Origin of the sequence: Pedobacter sp. WC2423, assembly GCF_040822065.1 — a bacterium.
GTDB lineage: Bacteria > Bacteroidota > Bacteroidia > Sphingobacteriales > Sphingobacteriaceae > Pedobacter.
In genome coordinates this window covers 578,184-596,258 of the sequence record NZ_CP162005.1, presented here as the reverse complement: position 1 = coordinate 596,258, position 18,075 = coordinate 578,184, and the positions used below count along the sequence as shown (strand labels likewise).

Genomic DNA, 18,075 nt, shown 5'->3' with positions numbered 1-18,075 from the left:
TTCCAAACATGCTGACCAGTTTAATTCCAGATTCCAAAATACGTGCTGGTACGGTAGCAGGCCCGTGATTCTACCTGAACGGGTATTAAAAATTTGATACTTTATTGGAATTGAATTATATTTATTATTCGGATTTAAATCTAATTATAATTGCTCTCTCTTATGATACCGCTAAAAATTGCAATCGCTGATGATCAGAAAATCTTCAGAAAAGGATTAACAGCAATAGTAAATGATATCAAAGAATTTGATCTTGTTTTTGAGACAGGAAATGGTTTTGATCTGCTCCATCAACTGTCTTCTAAAAAGCCGGATGTGATCATTATAGACATCAGGCTACCTGGTATGAATGATTTGAAAATGCTTGATCATATCAAAGCTAATTTTGAGAATATCAAAATACTGATGCTGTCTGCCGTTGATGAAAGTCAATATGTTATCAAAGTGATGAAAGCGGGTGCAAATGGTTATCTGTTAAAAAATTCTGAGCCTGAGGAAATTATCCTGGCTATTCACGAAGTGCATGAAAAAGGCTTTTATTTCAATAAACATTTATCAGTTACTTTAATCAAAGAATTATTAGTCCAGCCGCCTGCAACGATTGGCAGCAAAGAGGCCATGCTGAATGACCGGGAAATTGATATACTCAAACTGATTTGTGAGGAAAGCACCAATATAGAAATTGCAAAGAAGCTCTTTCTGAGTGTGCGGACTGTAGAAGGTTACCGGACTAAGTTGTTTGAAAAAATAGGTTCAAAGAAGATTGCCGGACTGGTTATTTATGCCGTAAAAAACGGGATCATTCACGTTTAAGCAAAGATCCCGTTCTGTTTTTGACTGCTATACGGTTTGTGCTGCGGGTTGATTTGCAGCTTTCTTATTGATACTAGCAATGATCAGCATAATCACTACCGAAAGTGCAATCAGAATCAAATAGCTGTAGCTCAGATTTGTTTCGTCTTTTGCGGGTACGACATTCACAATCCCATAACTCAGGAAGGAAACAATGACATAAGTGATTCCACCGGTAAGGCCCCCTGCAATACCTGCATTTTTTGGAAACTTACCTAAACAGAAGGTGAAATAGTTGTTAAAAGTATAACCTGCGCCTACATGAATGATAAAGGCAAAGAACAGCATAGAATATAAATTACTGATAAAGTTAAGACTGATGATCATCACAGTCACAAAGGCAACCTGCAAGCCGACATTAACAGCAAGTCTTCTAAAGAAAGGCTTGTTAATTGTCGCTTTACCAATAAATCCGCCGACCATCCATGCAAAACCTAAAAACAGGGAACTATAACCTGCAATAATAGGTGAAAGCTGTAAATGATGCTCAATGATGAAAGGGCCTGTCATATTATAAATCATCACCATACAGTAAGCCAGTCCAAGCATCACTATGCCCAATGAGAAACTTGCAGTCTTCACCATGGTGGTATAGATATTTAAAATATTACGGAAACGGAACTCGGTAAAGTGTACGAGGCTTTCTCCACTATAAATCATTTCCAATACCAGCAGTACCAGTGCAAAACCACCTAAAAAGTAAAAGTTAGACTCCCAACCGAAGGCTGCTTGTAAATAACCGCCTATAAAAGGAGCGACAATCGGGCCTGTAGACCAGATAATAGAGAAAAGACTTAAATAATGTTTTAATTTATCTCCGGAAAATACATCTACAAAATAAGCACGCTTGGCTACGATAATTGCACCAACCGTTAATCCGTGGATAACCCGCATCAGGTAAATCAGATAGATATTGTGTGTAGTTGCAATCGTAAAACTTGCCAGTGCGAAAATTACCAGGGAAATCAAAGAGATTTTATAGCGACCAAAACTATCCAGGACACTCCCGATAAAGAGTTGAGAAACACCATAACTGATCAGAAAGATACTTAAGGTAAGCTGCACCTGGATACTGCTCACATTCATCTCCCCTGCCATGGTTGGCAAAGACGGAATATAGATATCAGTTGCAAAGCCAGATAGAGGTAGTAAGGCAAAAGCTAACAGGGTGGCTATTCCCTGGTTTTGATCTTTAATAGCTTTCGATTTGGAGGTAATCGTTATCATAATGCTACAAAATTACCACTTTAGCAACTCCTGCAATTACAATAATCAAATAAATGATTACACAATTCAATGATAGTATATTAAATCATGATTAACAATGCAGCTCAGATAGCAATGAACAAAGAATACAGGTGATTCATATTCCCGAATTATTACACAATTCAAACAAAAAGAAACTAAAGACAAGATTACTTCCTGCCTTTAGCCTTCCATTTATCTCTTTTTATTGGGTAACTCCAGTGTCGCCCGCAGAAAGCAATAACTTCCAAGGGTTCCCATCTGCACTGAAGCATATTTAAATACACCAAAATAACTGTTGGCATAAATTTGCTGATCAGGAAAGATATCAAAAAGGTTATTCGCACCCAAAGTAAAGGTCACAGGTTTTACGTTATAGCTTAAGGATAGGTCAGTTACCACTTTTCCACTATGAATCTGCTCTTCTCCATAAGGGAAACTGTTTCTGGCCACTTTTCCAAAGTAAACGTTACGCAGCAGTAAACTGAAATTCTTGTAGCCATAATTCAGCGCAAGATTGGTTTTTATCCTTGGTGTTCCCTCTGTAATCAAAGTTCTGTCATTCGGTGAGAAAAAGATATCCTCCTGCCCTTTTAACTGATCCGGGATATGCAGGTCACCAATAATTTTATTCCTGTTAATATTAAAACCCAGGGAAGCGCCATAAGTATGGCCGCCTGATCTGATATTATAATCTGCCACAACATCTACGCCGATAGTCCTGGTATCAATTGCATTGCTGAAAAAGCGTGCAGAAGATACACCAAAAGAATTAATGATACTTTGAACTTCAGGAACGGGATCTCCAAATGCATCATAACCGAAGCTTCCGGTCAGCACAATCCTGTTTTTAATAGCAGTCAGATAACCATCTACCGAAATACTGAAATTCCTAAAAGGCTGAGCTGTAAAACCAAGGCTGTAATTCATGGAGGTTTCCTGCTTTAATTCCGGAATCCCCAAAGCTTTGGCGACAGGGCTGCTATTGATAAAAAATCCCGATTGCCCTAAGGTATTGTCAGGTAAAATATCGGTACTTACCGCACTAAAATATTGCTGATGCAGGGATGGCGCTCTGAATCCATTACTGATGGCCCCCCTGATATTAAATTTCGGGGTGATCTTGTAACGGGTAGCGAATTTACCACTTACAGTAGAGCCAAAGTCACTATAATGTTCAAACCTGGCTGCACCACTGATGAGCCATTTTGAAGTTATATCCAGTTCACCATCGGCATATAATCCGGTATTGCTCCTGTTTTTATGCACCACATTATCAGGAGAAAACCCGTTGAATGATTGTGAACCTCCTGCAAGTCCTGAAGGGTTGGAAACCGTACCATCAGGATTTGTAATCAAAGCATAATTTTTCCAGGAAGCTTCTTCACCTGCCCTGATCTGGTAATCGTCCACTCTGAATTCTGCACCAAAAGCAACGTTTAAGCCCGAAGCAACATCAAGTTTACGGCTAAAGTCAAGGTTAGTTGTATTTTGAAGGAATTCATGCCCTCCTGCTTTAAAGCTGGTTGGAGATTTATCCTGTAAAGAAGCATTCACGGTATTGTTCACTTCGTAGTCAAACCTGTTGTCACCCAAAGTATTGCTCAGGTCAGCATTCCAATTCCCCAGTTTCTGTTTAAATCCAAATGCCAAAGACCTGTCATTGATCTTTGAAGTCGTATTGGGCTGGTATCCATCAGGAAAAATACTGTATACATTTACTGAAGGGTTAGCCGGCAGCCTGCGAAAGCCAAAGCCTTCTCCGGTTCTGTAATTATATCCGCCAAAGGCATAAAATTCAGTTTCCCCATGGTTAAACGGAAGTCCAAGGTTAAAAAAAGCAGACAGGTTCTGAATTTTAGCATCTCCGATCTGGAAATTAAAATCATCTCTGGTTAAACCTCTTGCTTTTAACCGGGCATCATCGTAAGCACGGGCCGGATTAGCAGACTGATCAAAAATAATCAGGTCATTGTTCTGGTCACGTGTGGTTTTACCCCGGTAAGCACCTTCGGCAGTCAGGTTTAAATAACCACCATTTTTACCTAAGGCAGTTCCATAGTTCAGATTGAGCTGCCCCACCTGTCCATCACCTCTGGAAGTAATCCCCCCTGTCGCTGCAATCAGTAATTTACCCGTATTTTGTTTCAGAACGATATTAACCACACCTGCAATTGCATCTGAGCCGTATTGTGCAGAAGCACCATCTCTTAAAACCTCAATTCTTTCAATAGCAGAGGCTGGAATGGTATTCATATCTGTGCCTACAGATCCATTGCCCACCGTTCCCTGGTTGTTTACCAGAGAAGTCGTGTGTCTGCGTTTCCCATTCATTAACACCAGTAACTGATCAGGGCCTAATCCACGGATACTGGCCGGATCAATATGTTCACTACCATCAGAAGAGGACTGGCGGTTAGAGTTAAAAGAGGGTGAAGCATATTGCAGCAGCTGGTTTAAATCATTCTGCGGTGCCATCAGCTGTAATTTTGGGATATTGAATACATCTACAGGCACTGCGGTATTCAATCTTGTTCTGCCTGTACTGCGCGTACCGACCAAAACGACTTCATCCAGCACCGCTTCATCCGGCTGTAAGCTGATGGTATAATAGTTTACAGCGGTCAGCTTTTCTTTAAAGAGTTTATACCCAACAAAGTTAACTCCGATCAGCTGTGTACCGGCAGTTGCCGTTATTTTAAAGGCACCGGATTGATCGCTGGTGGTTTGTTTGCCATCCGGCGATAGTACAATCGTTGCACCGGGTAATGGATTGTTGTGCTGGTCTGTAACCCGGCCTGTTATCGTCCGGTTTTGTGAGAAAGCAGCAGTTGAAATCAGAAGAAAAAGGAAAGCGCTAATTAATCTCTTCATCTTATTTACCCTTCTTTAAAGTTACTTCTACACTCCATTCATTGCCACTGGCAATCTGATGAACTGCAGCAAAGTTAGCCTGGTTTAAAGCGAAAGACAACTGTAACAGGCTATTCAGATAACTTAAAGGCTTACCTTCGGCAACAGCGCCAAAAGTCTGACTATAAGGCGCATCTCCTTCATAAACTTTCTTTCCTTTGTGGAAGATTTGCAAGTGCATGACGTCTCCATATCGCGGGTTAAGCTGTTTGACCAGGTCTGCGGTAATGTCTGTCCAGATATTGCCGAACTGTACATCAAGAATAGAGATGCTTCCTTTAAGTTTGCCATTTTCCAGCGTAGCTTTTTGATAAGGAATCTCTACAACTTGTTTTGGAAGTTCATTTCCAACCTGATCATAGGTGATTGCACCTGAAGCTAATCTTGCTCCGGTAAAAGCGTAAACATCACGTCCGTGGAAAGTATAAGACTTCTCTGAATCTTTACGTCTGTTTTTAACCTCATTGATTTCCCGGACTTCTTCAATCCCCAGAGATTGCGCAACTAAAGTCAGCGTACCATTATCTGGTGTCACGATAAATTGTCCTGTTTTAGTTTTAAGCACTACAGATTTGCGGCTCGTCCCTACTCCCGGGTCTACCACAGAAACGAATACTGTTCCGGCTGGATAATAAGGTACGGTCTGAACTAATCGGTAAGCAGCCTCCCAGATATTATAAGCAGGTATTTCATGCGTGAGGTCGAATATTTTAAGATCCGGCGAAACGCCAATAGCTACTCCTTTCATCGCAGATACTGCACCGTCTTTTAAGCCAAAGTCTGATTGAAAAACAAGAATTTTGTTTTGAGCTGAAGCCAGGCCGGTAATAAAGAATAGAAAAATTAAGGTAATACTGTATTTTAGGTTTGTGATCATCTGGTTTTATCTAAAGTCTACAAATTTAGTAGATAAACCCAGAGTTGCAACAATTAAACCTATATAATCAACTTTATTTCCCCTTGTTATTTTTCTATGCTACGATTTCACCTCACCATCCTATTGAACTACTTCACAAATTTGGCTGGCGAACCTGCCCATTGTGTTCGCTTCGGAATTGTTTCCCCTTTCATCACTAAGGATAGTGCTTGTAAAGTCGCCCCTTCTTCCAGGGTAGAATCATAAAGCACTACACTCATTGCCCCTACATTACAATTATCACCTATATTCAGGTGCGCCATTTTCATCACACGGTCTTCAAATAAGTGAGTTTGTATAGTACACATGTGGTTAATGGCTACATGATCCCCTATATGCACAAGATCGAATTCTGTGATCTCACTGGTATCCATATAAACGTCTTTTCCAATGTCACAACCCATCATTCTGAAAAATACAGGTGCAAATGGCGTCCCCAATAATGTATTGACCAGTAGCGGGTAGACCATGTTTTCACACAGGGAATTAACGAGTTCATTTTTCCAGACAAACATACTCCAGAGCGGTTGGTTTGAGGGTTTATAAGTACCAATCAGTACCTTTTTAAACAACACAGTAATTAAAGCAGAGACGCCAATCAGCGCAAGCAATAAAAACGGGGCGATACTCAGGGTATAAGCGATATGCCTGCTGGAATGAGCATAATAGTTATCAATTAAATGATAGAATAACAATAAGATCACCGAAGTAATGGCATAAGGCAAAGTAATTTTGAAAAGCTCAATGATACCACGCTGAATATATAATTTATTGGTAGGTCTGAAAGTCAGGTCATCGGCAAACTTCACACTTTCCTGTCTTTTAGGCAAATACATTGGCGGAGCACCAAGCCAGGATGAATCATTGATATATTTTTTCTCGATATTAGCTGGCGGTGTAGACAATACACCGATCAGGCAATTGCTGCCGATCGTATCTCCTGATGAAATCACCGCACTGTTTCCAATAAAAGTTTTATTTCCGATAGTAATCTGACGCAGGTACATTGTACCCTGGTGTACTTCAGGAGAGCCTAAACTCACAGAATCGGCCAGAAAACTTCCTGCCCCTATTTTTACCAGGTCGGTCGTGATTTGATTTACGGTTGATATTTCAGTGGCTTTACCAATACGCGTCCCCATCAGTCTTAACCAGGAAGACAGGTATATGGTCGCATAAACGGATCTGAAGTAAGTTAAACTCATATTCATCAGCGAATCCACTGCCCATTTGCGGATATACTTGTAGCTGTACATACTGAAAGCCTCTTCTTTGAGTTTACCAATGATCAGCCATTTGAACAGCGCTACCGAAGCACAGTAAATGATAATATACATAGCCGAAATCGGGATAGAAAGTATCATTGCCCAGCCCAGACCAAAAGATAAGACGACTTCGTAATAGATCACGATAAACGGAATACTTAATCCGAAAGGAAAAACGAAGACAAAGCCTAAAGTTAAAGCCAGCACAGCCACATACAATGCAAAATTCATCGGTTTATTCTGTCCGATAAATTTGATAGCGGGTGCTGCTTTGTTTGGCCCGATATGTACCGCTGGCGTTCCTTTCCAGTAAGCTCCTGCAGGAATCGTAGTGTCTGGCTGAAGTTGCGACAGCTCTCCTATTCCAGCGCCATTTTCCATCACTGCACCCGGCGAAATTACGGAACGCGTACCCACAAAACAGTTTTCCCCAATGGTTAAACTACCGATAATCAGCGCACCATCTTCAATTTTATAACCGAGTAAATGTGATTCTTTGGAAATGCTGGAGCCATCACCGATAGTCAGCAAGTCGAATACCCGGATTCTGTCTGAACCCAGGAAAACACGTTTTCCTATTTTTGCACCCATCAGGCTGAAATACCATTTTAGAAATGGTGTTCCGCTTAAAATGCCAATCGGACTCAGATCAATCAGTTTCTTTACAATCCAGAAACGCAGGTAATACCAGCCCCAAAGCGGATATCTGCCTGCTTTGAATTTACCAATCAGTATCCATTTCGCTGCAATGGAAAGGATAATGATAGAAAAGAATAAAGCAGAGAAACCCGTTACGCCATAAACCAAAAGGTCATGTACCTTGGTTGATGAGCCGAAATGACGAATAACAAAAGGTGCCATCAGCCCTGCTGAGCCTATCATAAAAAAGATCAGCACACTGATTAATTGCAAAAATGAGGTTATGGCCTTCATTCCTGCCGGCACTTTTAGTCTGACAGTGGGTTCGGCTTTCTCTTTTGGTAATTGTTCATTGTCCTCAGCAATCGCGCTGATTTTAGCCGCAAGTTTTTCTAAACTGCGACAAGTATAAATGTCCTGCACAGAGATTTGTGCAGCAGCACCTGTTTTCCGCAATTCCGAAACCATCATGGAAGCAACAAGGGAGTGTCCGCCAAGGTCAAAGAAGTCATCGGTCACAGAAACTTCCTGTGGTTCAAAATATTTTTTCCATACCTCCAGCAGCATCGTTTCTGTTAGAGTGCGGGGAGCTACGAGTTTACGTCCCTCTGTTTTATATTTCTTAACAGGCTGAGGCAAGAGTTTACGGTCTACTTTACCACTGGCCAGCAGTGGAAAGGCATCCATAATTACAAATACCGCAGGTACCATATAAGGCGCTAACCTGGCTTTAAGCTGTGTTTTACAACCCTCTTCGTTAAACGTATCTGCTTCTCCTTTCAAAATCAGGTAAGCGACCAGCCTTTGTACTTTCTGCTCATCTTCTTTAACGGTAACGACCGCATTCTTAATACTCTCAATTTGCAGTAACTGCGATTCTATTTCTGAAAGCTCTATTCTATAACCTCTGAGTTTTACCTGAAGATCTATACGTCCTAAAAATTCAATGTTCCCCTGTTCATTGAAACGGGCAAGGTCACCACTGCGGTATAGACAGCATGGAGCATTATCGGCGATTGTAAAAGCTGGCTGAATGAATTTCTCAGCAGTTAGTTCAGGCTGATGCAAATAACCAATAGCCAGCCCAGGTCCGCCGATACAAAGTTCACCGGGTACACCAATAGGTACTGGTAAATGTTGTTCATCCAGGATATAGGTGGTATAATTAACTGCGGGTTTTCCGATTGTTATTTTATGTAAAGGGTTAAAATCAGCATAGGTAGCAATTACCGTTGCTTCTGTAGGGCCGTAAGTATTCACAATTCTCAGGCCGCTGCTATGCCATGGCAATAGTAGTTCATGCGGACAGTTTTCTCCACCAAGAATCAGCAGGCGCAGCGATGGCAAAGGGTATTGCATCATTGAAAGCATGGTCGGCACAGTAGACAATACCGTGAGCTGATGGGTTGCGATATAGTCACTCAGATCTGATCCGGAGTGCATCACAGCTTCCGAAACAGGGAATAAAGCAGCTCCTGATCTGAAAGCCAGCCAGATTTCTTCTAAAGAAGCATCAAAGGCCACAGAGAAAACTTGTGCAACTTTATCCTGTGGGTTCAGTTCAAACAGGCGATCTTCTCCTTTAACCAGGTTACTGATCGCTGCATGTGAAATAATTACACCTTTAGGACGTCCTGTTGACCCGGAGGTATAAATCATATAAGCCGGATCAGCGACTGTAATCTCTATTTCCGGTGAATTGTTATTGTTTTGACGAATGGCAAATGAATGGTCATCCACCAGGATTACTTCGCAGGAAAGTTTGAAGCTGGCAGAACAGGCTTCATCACTTAATAAAAATTTAGCACCGCAATCTTCCAGGATAAAGCTCACCCTGTCTTCAGGATAACCGATATCCAGTGGTACATAAGCTGCTCCTGCTTTGAGAATAGCAAGCATGGAAAGATAAACTTCAGGGGAACGTTTGAGTAAAATCCCCACAAAATCACCCTTTTGTATACCTCTTTCAATTAAGCGGCCGGCAAGCTGGTTTGCGGCCAGATTTAATTCCTGGTAACTGACCTGCCTGCTTCCGGCATGTACCGCCTTGTTTTGAGGAAAAGTTAACGCAGTACGTTCAAATATAGAGTGTAATAATTCTGGCGTTGCAACTGCATTATCAATCAGGCCGGTGTTAAAAATGGTCAGCTGTTCCAGCTCCTGTTCGTCCATAAAGGAGAGTTTGGAGATTTGTATCGCCGGATTTTCCGCTACTTGTTGTAATACATTCAGAAAGTGGTTGTGTGCTTGTTTAAAAACGGCAGCGTAAAATGCAGTGTCTTTACAGCTGAATACTGAGCCAGCCACATCACCATCTTCTATACGAATGATACATTTATATTCATTGGCCTGATCGTCACTCTTCCAGATAATCAGTAATAAAAAGTCATCAGCCGGATTGCTGTTCAGGGCATTGATACTGTTGGATATCCGATCACTTAAGGAATTGAAAGTCAACGAACCATCCAATAGCTGTTCAAATTCTATTGCTTTTTTTATTTTTCCGTCCTGCCCGTTTTCCTGAATGCCCAGTTCAATCTTAACGACATCGTTCAGATAGGCCTGATATTTATTCAACAGTACATAAACAGCTCCTGTAACAGCACTTAATAAATTCAAAGTTTGTTTAGAAGACCCGGTTAATTCATTCATTTGTGTAGCAGCGTATTTAAAATTCTTAGCAAAAATCAGTATATAATCCCAATCGATAAGGGATGTACAACTTAGTTGTTTTTTCTCTTATTATCATCACCCTATTGCTATTAAATAGGATTTAAATCAATCAGGCCATTATTGTATGCTTTTATGGTTTACAAAAACCAGTCCGGAAGTGTAATTATGAAATTGTTCAGTTTTATTATTAAAATACGAACAAAACGTCTTTATCAGGCTTTAATTGTAACAAATTAAAGAAATAATCCTCATTCACGCCATCAGCTCAATTCTATCATTTGATTGGATTACTTTTTACGCCTTCAAACGTGATCTGTACCGGTTTAATCAATCCGTTAGTATCAAACTCCATTTTATCGATACAGGTTACCCGGTGATTTCCATTGCTTTCATTTAAAGGTCTTCTGTGGTAAACGATATAATAATCATCAGTTTGCGGGTGTTTGATAATAGAATGATGACCTGCACCAGTGGCAACTTTCGGGTCTTGTTTGAGTATTTTATCTACTCTTTTAAATGGCCCCATTGGTGAATCGGCTACTGCATAAGCCACAGAATAATCAGGGCCTGTCCATCCGCCTTCTGACCACATGAAGTAATATTTTCCATTCCTGATAAACATATAAGGGCCTTCTACATAACCCTGAGGGGTAATTTCTTTGAATAATTTGCCGTCTTCAAATGGGATGAACCCGGTAAAATCAGGTTTCATTTTTCCGATATTACAGTGTCCCCATCCGCCATATATCAAATAATACTGACCGTCTTTATCTTTAAATATAAACTGATCTATCGGCTGGGCACCATTATAAAATTTATCAATTAACGGTTTTCCGAGATAATCTTTAAAAGGGCCCTCGGGTTTATCAGCTACGCCGATCCCGATTCCTCCTGTTTCCTGATCACTTTGTATATCATTTGCACCAAAAAACAGATAATATTGGTCGCCTTTTTTAGTAATGGAAGGTGCCCACACTGCTTTTTTTGCCCATTTAAAATTGGCAGTATCCAGTACATGGCCATGTTTTTTCCAGGTAACCAGATCTGATGAAGAAAAAGCATCCATAAATACTTGTTCTTCATATTTAGCGGAATAAGTTGGATATACCCAGAATTTATCACCAAAAACTGCGGCTTCAGGATCTGCATACCAGCCTTGAAAAATCGGATTACCCGGGGTTTTAACTGGTTTTTTCTGCGCAAATAAACAAGTTCCGAAAGCTGAGCAAGCAAAAAGGATCAAAATACGTTTCATAATTGTGGTTATTGGTTTAGGCTTAAAGGCACGATTTCACCCATTAAATGTCTCTTTTCCCCCTTCATTTAATCAAATTACCAAGGTATATTTAAACTTTAAACGGGCTTAACTACTGCTTTTCCTAATGTAGGAGTAATTAAATTAAGAATAATTAACCACCAAATATATTACGTATGAAAAAAATAACCCCATTTTTATGGTTCGACAACAACCTGGAAGAGGCAATTCATTTCTACACTTCCATCTTTAAAAATTCAGTAATTCAAAACATTTCTTATCATGGGGAGGGCGGTCCTATGCCAAAGGGTTCAGTCATGTCTGCTTCTTTTCATCTGGACGGACAAGATTTCCTGGGAATGAACGGAGGCCCTATGTTTTCTTTCACGCCGGCAATTTCGCTCTTCGTGAACTGTCATTCGCAAGAAGAAATAGATGAGTTCTGGGAAAAGTTATCAGCAGGGGGAGAAAAATCAAGATGTGGCTGGCTTAAAGATAAGTTTGGCCTATCATGGCAAATTGTACCTGCTGATTTAAGCAGATTGTTACATCATAATGATCCTGAAAAAACTGCCAGAGTGATGAACGCAATGCTGAAAATGGATAAGCTCGATATTCAGGCGTTGAAAGACGCATAAAACAGAAAAAGGCTATATATCCTTCTATTATAGGGACATATAGCCTTTTGTTAGTAATGGCACCGATTACAAGCAGCCATTTTTTTACTATTTTACAGATTCAGTCTTTAAAAAAGAGCTCATTCTAACAGCAAATTCCGTGTTAGCGGCCAGCCATTTTTCAACTGCTGCTTTTTCATCGTCAGCACCATTAAGTGCAGCCATTAATGAACCTAATTGCGCATCGTCTAGCTGAAAGTTTCTAAAAAATGATGTCACCTGTGGGTTTAATTTCACAAAGTCTTTATTGGCAACAGTTTGCAGGGTTTCAACCTTTCCGAAAACACCTTTAGGATCAGCCAGGAATTTCAATTTATAAGTACTGAAAATATAATGCGGTGACCAGCCTGTAATCACTACTGGTTTTTTAGCATCAATACTTTTCTTTAAGATCGCCAGCATTGCTGCTTCACTTGCAGACTGCAATTCCAGTTTTAATTTATAGTCTTTAATGGCCAGTTCAGCTTTATTCATGATGCCTGCACCAGCATCGATTCCAGTAATTTTACCCTCAAAAAGTGCAGCATTTGCATTCAATTCTTCAATACTGTTTACTTTTACATAATCAGGAACCACTAAACCAATACGTGCATTTGCATAGTTTGTACCCAAAACTTCTAATTTTGCACCAAACTTATCCATGTATTCTTTGTGCGTAACCGGCATCCAGGCATCCATAAAGATATCTGCATCCCCACCTGCTACTGCTGCAAAAATTGGTGCAACATCGGCATTCTTCAGTTCTACAGTATAACCTTCTTTTTCCAGTAATACTTTTGATAACTGAGTCATGGCAACGCCTTCTGCCCAGTTTACATAGCCAATGGTTACTTTTTTATTGTTCGCAGCGCGACCTCCACAAGAGTAAAGTGCAGTCGCTGTCAGTGCTATTAATAATCCGCTGATTACTTTCTTCATTTGAATAGATTTATTTTTTTTACTGAATATCATTTATCAATTTTTATTGCGTTTTGAAACCTGAGCTTGCAGCTTAGGCCATATTTTTCTTTTTGGTGTTTCCGAAAGATTGTGTAATACGATCCAGGATAATTGCCAGGATTACCACAGCGATACCACCTTCAAATCCTAATCCTATTTTCAGCTGGGTAATCCCTTTCAATACCACTTCGCCCAATCCTCCGGCTGCAATCATTGCTGAAATAACTACCATAGAAAGTGCCATCATAATCGTTTGATTTACTCCTGCAAGTATAGTAGGCAATGCCAAAGGCAATTCTACTTTAAAAAGCAATTGTCCTGGTGTAGCACCGAATGAACGGGTTGCCTCTACAATTTCTTTAGGTACCTGACTGATCCCCAGAGTAGTTAAACGAACCGCAGGCGGCATTGCAAAGATAATAGTCGCAAATGCCCCGGGCACCTTCCCTAAACCAAAAAATAATACTGCCGGGATCAGGTACACAAATGCGGGCATGGTTTGCATTAAATCGAGTATGGGTCTCATAATTTTCCCTGCCAGAGGGTTTTTAGCAGCCCATATTCCCATAGGTACACCCATTAAAAGTGCAATAAAAGCAGCAGACAGAATCAGCGCCAATGTAGCCATCGTTTGTCCCCAGTAGCCCATTGCCCAGATCAGCGTTAAGCCTAAAATAGTAAATATCGTTACGCCTAAACCGGTACGTTTCCAGGCCAGGAAGGCGACCAGTAAAATGATCACATAAAATGGAGGGAACATCAATACCCATTCCACGGAGTCCACTACTGAGATCACAATGATCTTGATGATATTAAATAATGCTCCAAAATTGCTGGTAAGCCAGTTTATAAATTCTTCTATATAAGGTCCTATATGTATCATATTATATTACTTCGTTTTGTAAGTTATCAATTGAGTTTCCATTCACATTTTCCCAGGAAGTTCCTGTAGTCTCTATCAAAAGAGACGTTTGTGCAACGATTCCAAGCAGTTTATTGGTCTCTCTGTCAATAATTGGTACTGCTCTTCCGTTTTCTGCAATAAATGGAAGCATTTGTTCCACTGTAGTTTCCGGGTAAGCCACCGGTACATCTTTGACGATAGCCATTTCTATAGTTTGGTGCCCTTTGGCTTTGAGTTCCAGAATATCTTTCAGATAAACGAAACCAAGGAAATGTTTATCTACAGAAACTGCTGGCAGCGATGTTAATCCCGAAGAACGCATCTTTCTTAAACTACCTTCTACCCCATCTTTTTTGAAAATTGCTACAGTAGGCTTTTCAAACATCAGACTGGCCGCAGTAATAATTGATTTCCGGTCCACTTTTTCTACAAAAGAAGACACATATTCATCTGCCGGATTGGTTAAAATATCTTCAGGAGTACCAATCTGGATCACTTCACCATCTTTCATAATGGCAATACGGTCTCCAAGGCGGATTGCTTCGTCAAGATCATGCGTAATAAAAACAATTGTTTTATGCATTTTTTCCTGCAAGTCAATCAGCTCATCCTGCATTTGTGTACGGATCAGCGGATCCAGTGCTGAGAAAGCTTCATCCATTAACAGGATTTCAGGATCATTCGCCAAAGCGCGGGCTAAACCCACACGTTGCTGCATCCCGCCTGAAAGCTCTGAAGTATTCTGATTTTCATAGCCTTTCAGACTCACCATCTCCACAACTTCCTGAGCTTTTGCTTCCCGTTGTTCTTTTGGGATATCCTGTAATTCCAGGCCAAAGGCTACATTTTCCAATACAGTACGGTGTGGTAACAGGCCAAAATTCTGGAAAACCATGGCCATCTCTTTTTTACGGACGTTCTGTAATTCCTTATCTCCAAGACTGGTAATATTGACATCATTCAAAATGACGCTACCCGAAGTGGGCTCAATTAATCTGTTAAAACATCTGAGCAAACTAGACTTACCACTGCCTGATAAGCCCATAATTACAAAAAATTCGCCTTTTTCTATATTAAAACTGGCATTTTTCACCGCAACGGTACATCCTGTTTTTTTCAGGATTTCTGCTTTGGTTTTTCCTTGTTTTAATAAGGTGAGTGCCTCCTCTTTTTCTTTACCGAATATGAGTGTAAGGTCTTCTATTTTAAGTTTAGACATGGTATAGACGTTTTATGTTAAAAATAATAACCGATATTAATGTTGAACCGGCTGCTCCATTGAGAGTCCGGATTACCTGATGATAATCCATTTTGCCAATCCGGCCCTAACCAGGGCTGATTTTTTCCTGCGGCCCAATCTACATAGGTCACGAGGTTTCCTGCATTGATCATACAACCGAGTACATTCATCTGTGTATCTTTAAATCCGGCTTGTGGTTTATTCATATAAGAGTAGTTCTCATAAAAAACAAGCGACTCTACCGGGCCCAATTTTACAGGCTGTGTATAAGCGAATGACGCAGTATGCAGGTAAGCTTTACGGGCGACATCGTATGATGATCCATAAGCTGCTAGTTGTACTCTATTTTTGTACTGAGATGAATCCGACAGATTATATTGATAGTACATGGATTGCAGCTTCACATTAAGCCGACCAAACGTTAGGTCTGTGTGTAACGCAGCAGCCCACCTGGCTCCCATTCTACCCGTAGGAATATTGTATACACCACCAATCATACCGGAAATTCCGATTTTCTTGTCTTCGGCCAGCAAATACTCCGTCTTGATATTACCCTGGTTAACTTCTTTGTTTCTGCCGGCAACGTCATAAGAATAACGGGATGGATCTGTTCCTGATTGATCTCCGAAGTTCAGCTCCATTGCATTTTTAAAGAAGGCAACGTCATAAACCCAACGGTTTCTGCGCTGATGGAAGTTAATACCCATCGAGAACTTATCTTCAAAACCGACATAATACGGAAGGTTAAAGAACCAGTTATGAGAGTTATAAGTTGTATTTCCAAATGGATTCTGAACAAGCCCGATATCCATATGTGTACTGTCATTGAAAAGGTATCTTACATAACCTTCTTTCAAAAAGCTCCCTCCAAAATCTTTGGAGTAAAAGCGGTATTCTGCGTGAAAGTCCAGTTTCTTGTAAGCAACAGCTGCATTGATACGAAACATGTCGAGGCCAAAATCACCGCCTCTTTTAACTTGTTCCTTTTTCCAGGAGGATAGATTATAGTTGAATCTTAATGCGCCCCCGATTTTCAGTACTGGTTTATCCGGACGTGCAGGAATTATTATGGTCTCCTTTTTTAAGGGAGTTGCTGTAGTATCTTTTTTTATTGATGCAGAGTCTTGCGCTATTAGTGTTAAAGGTAAAATAACGATAAATACTATACAGCTGAATATATGCTGTAATTTTATTTTCATAAATAAAGTTTATATACGCCGGCTTAATTGCCGCATATCATAAAATGCTTTAAATAAAACATTAATTAACAAATGCTCAGGGAGTAAATTCCCTGAATATTTAAACAGAAATTGTGCTGTTTCTTTCTAGAATTTAACGCTCAGATGGCGTCTTTAACAGCGGACGTTTAAACTAAAACCGAGGCAAAGGTAAGCAAAATTTATCGGTTTTTAGCCCCTGTGGCGGATATGGAGCTACAACGGGCCGAATTTGGACATCAAAAAACAAGAAAAAACAAGGGTTAATTCAGCTGATTTTAAGCTGCAAAAAAGACGCAAAATTTCTTCCTGATTTCATGACAATAATTGAGTACATGCAAGAATTATTAAGCCATAAAAAAAGGCGTGTCAGCAAACATAAAGCTTGATTTCTTCCCATATTTATAAAGTTGAGACAAGTTTGTTTTCCGGGGTTTGAACCCGTAATTTCAGACAATCAGGGCAGTAAATCTGGCTGCTGGATACGGAGTGAAAACTTTAGCTCTCAAAAGGACGATATTTTATTTTGTTTTTTTTTCTTTTTCAAAATATTCGTAGCTGAAATTAAGCAAATCTGGCTTCACGTCCGACTCTTTTACTGATTTTTCATTACCAAATATGAGCTGTTTGAAGGTGCTCAGAGTGACCGGTAATCCATTCTCCATTTTAAAGACCAGGTGTGATCTGTTGCTATAAATTGTCTTGTCCAAAATCAAATTTCCTTTTCCGTCATTAAAGAAATTTTCTGTCATGATATTCATTTCATCATCATCCGGATGCTGTTTATAATGGATGGTCAAAGGCAAATCCCAGTTCGTATTAGAATAAATGGTTATCGGTTGCGATAATTTATCAGCATGCTTATTCACTTTATGAAAAATCCTGCCTTTACGGATATAGCGGTCTGTCTTGTGGTTATGCAATGAAATTACCGTGTCCCCTGAATATTGAAATTTATTAATGCTCCCTGAACGGTTTATAAATTCATCAGGTGCACCGTCTTTATAGGTTACCCATAAAGTATCAGCTGGAGTTTGCATAGCCGTCCACTGCCCTCTTCGGTTAAATACAAGCGCAAAGCTTTTAGCCGGATCAGCTGTATTTTCTACCTTCATCTTTTTAACACCTGTAAGCTTAAAAAGTTGTAATGGCAGATAACGGTCAGGAAAAAGCAGATCAAATGCGAGATACATGGCCAATCTGGGCGTAGGATCTTTCTTATACTTACTCGCTGTACCAATTTTCACTTCATACACAACATCCTGTGCATACACGCGGTAAGTAAATAACAGCAGCAATATTAATAAACCCTTTTTCATAAAACCTCCTGACATAAATAT

12 protein-coding genes are annotated in these 18,075 nt (G+C 40.1%); 2 read left to right on the top strand and 10 right to left on the bottom strand.

Annotated elements, in window-relative coordinates; genetic code table 11:
- The first annotated feature begins 162 nt into the window (after positions 1 to 162).
- Positions 163 to 813, top strand: a complete 651-nt coding sequence (locus AB3G38_RS02045; RefSeq protein WP_367866836.1) for a response regulator — start codon at positions 163 to 165, stop codon at positions 811 to 813.
- 27 nt (positions 814 to 840) lie between these two features.
- On the opposite strand, the gene AB3G38_RS02040 is transcribed toward AB3G38_RS02045, so the two are convergent.
- The 5 genes from AB3G38_RS02040 to AB3G38_RS02020 all read right to left on the bottom strand — a co-directional run bounded on the left by AB3G38_RS02040 (position 841) and on the right by AB3G38_RS02020 (position 11,758).
- Positions 841 to 2,079: an MFS transporter gene (locus tag AB3G38_RS02040; RefSeq protein ID WP_367866835.1), complete on the bottom strand. Its 1,239-nt coding sequence runs from the start codon at positions 2,077 to 2,079 to the stop codon at positions 841 to 843.
- A 213-nt stretch (positions 2,080 to 2,292) separates the two neighbouring features.
- Positions 2,293 to 4,971, bottom strand: coding sequence for a TonB-dependent receptor (locus tag AB3G38_RS02035; RefSeq protein WP_367866834.1), 2,679 nt, complete (start codon positions 4,969 to 4,971; stop codon positions 2,293 to 2,295).
- 1 nt (position 4,972) lies between these two features.
- Complete coding sequence (locus AB3G38_RS02030; protein WP_367866833.1) at positions 4,973 to 5,887, bottom strand: S-adenosyl-l-methionine hydroxide adenosyltransferase family protein; 915 nt, start codon at positions 5,885 to 5,887, stop codon at positions 4,973 to 4,975.
- Positions 5,888 to 6,015: 128 nt separating this feature from the next.
- Positions 6,016 to 10,482 (bottom strand): Pls/PosA family non-ribosomal peptide synthetase, encoded by a 4,467-nt coding sequence (locus AB3G38_RS02025; RefSeq protein ID WP_367866832.1) that lies wholly within the window; start codon positions 10,480 to 10,482, stop codon positions 6,016 to 6,018.
- A gap of 295 nt (positions 10,483 to 10,777) precedes the next feature.
- Positions 10,778 to 11,758, bottom strand: a complete 981-nt coding sequence (locus AB3G38_RS02020) for a glycoside hydrolase family 43 protein (RefSeq protein ID WP_367866831.1) — start codon at positions 11,756 to 11,758, stop codon at positions 10,778 to 10,780.
- A gap of 176 nt (positions 11,759 to 11,934) precedes the next feature.
- Between AB3G38_RS02020 and AB3G38_RS02015 the strand changes: the two genes are divergently transcribed.
- Positions 11,935 to 12,396 carry a VOC family protein gene (locus tag AB3G38_RS02015; RefSeq protein WP_367866830.1) on the top strand — a complete coding sequence of 154 codons (462 nt, stop codon included), beginning with the start codon at positions 11,935 to 11,937 and terminating at the stop codon, positions 12,394 to 12,396.
- 87 nt (positions 12,397 to 12,483) lie between these two features.
- On the opposite strand, the gene AB3G38_RS02010 is transcribed toward AB3G38_RS02015, so the two are convergent.
- The 5 genes from AB3G38_RS02010 to AB3G38_RS01990 form a co-directional block, all read right to left on the bottom strand.
- A complete protein-coding gene (locus AB3G38_RS02010) occupies positions 12,484 to 13,353 on the bottom strand; it encodes a glycine betaine ABC transporter substrate-binding protein (RefSeq protein ID WP_367866829.1) in 870 nt (289 codons plus the stop codon).
- Positions 13,354 to 13,426: 73 nt separating this feature from the next.
- On the bottom strand, positions 13,427 to 14,257 hold the full coding sequence (locus AB3G38_RS02005) for an ABC transporter permease (protein WP_367866828.1): 831 nt from the start codon (positions 14,255 to 14,257) through the stop codon (positions 13,427 to 13,429).
- Position 14,258: 1 nt separating this feature from the next.
- Positions 14,259 to 15,497, bottom strand: coding sequence for a glycine betaine/L-proline ABC transporter ATP-binding protein (locus AB3G38_RS02000; protein ID WP_367866827.1), 1,239 nt, complete (start codon positions 15,495 to 15,497; stop codon positions 14,259 to 14,261).
- Between the two features lie 17 nt (positions 15,498 to 15,514).
- Positions 15,515 to 16,717, bottom strand: a complete 1,203-nt coding sequence (locus AB3G38_RS01995) for a hypothetical protein (protein WP_367866826.1) — start codon at positions 16,715 to 16,717, stop codon at positions 15,515 to 15,517.
- A 539-nt stretch (positions 16,718 to 17,256) separates the two neighbouring features.
- Positions 17,257 to 18,054: a hypothetical protein gene (locus AB3G38_RS01990; protein WP_367866825.1), complete on the bottom strand. Its 798-nt coding sequence runs from the start codon at positions 18,052 to 18,054 to the stop codon at positions 17,257 to 17,259.
- Positions 18,055 to 18,075 lie beyond the last annotated feature (21 nt).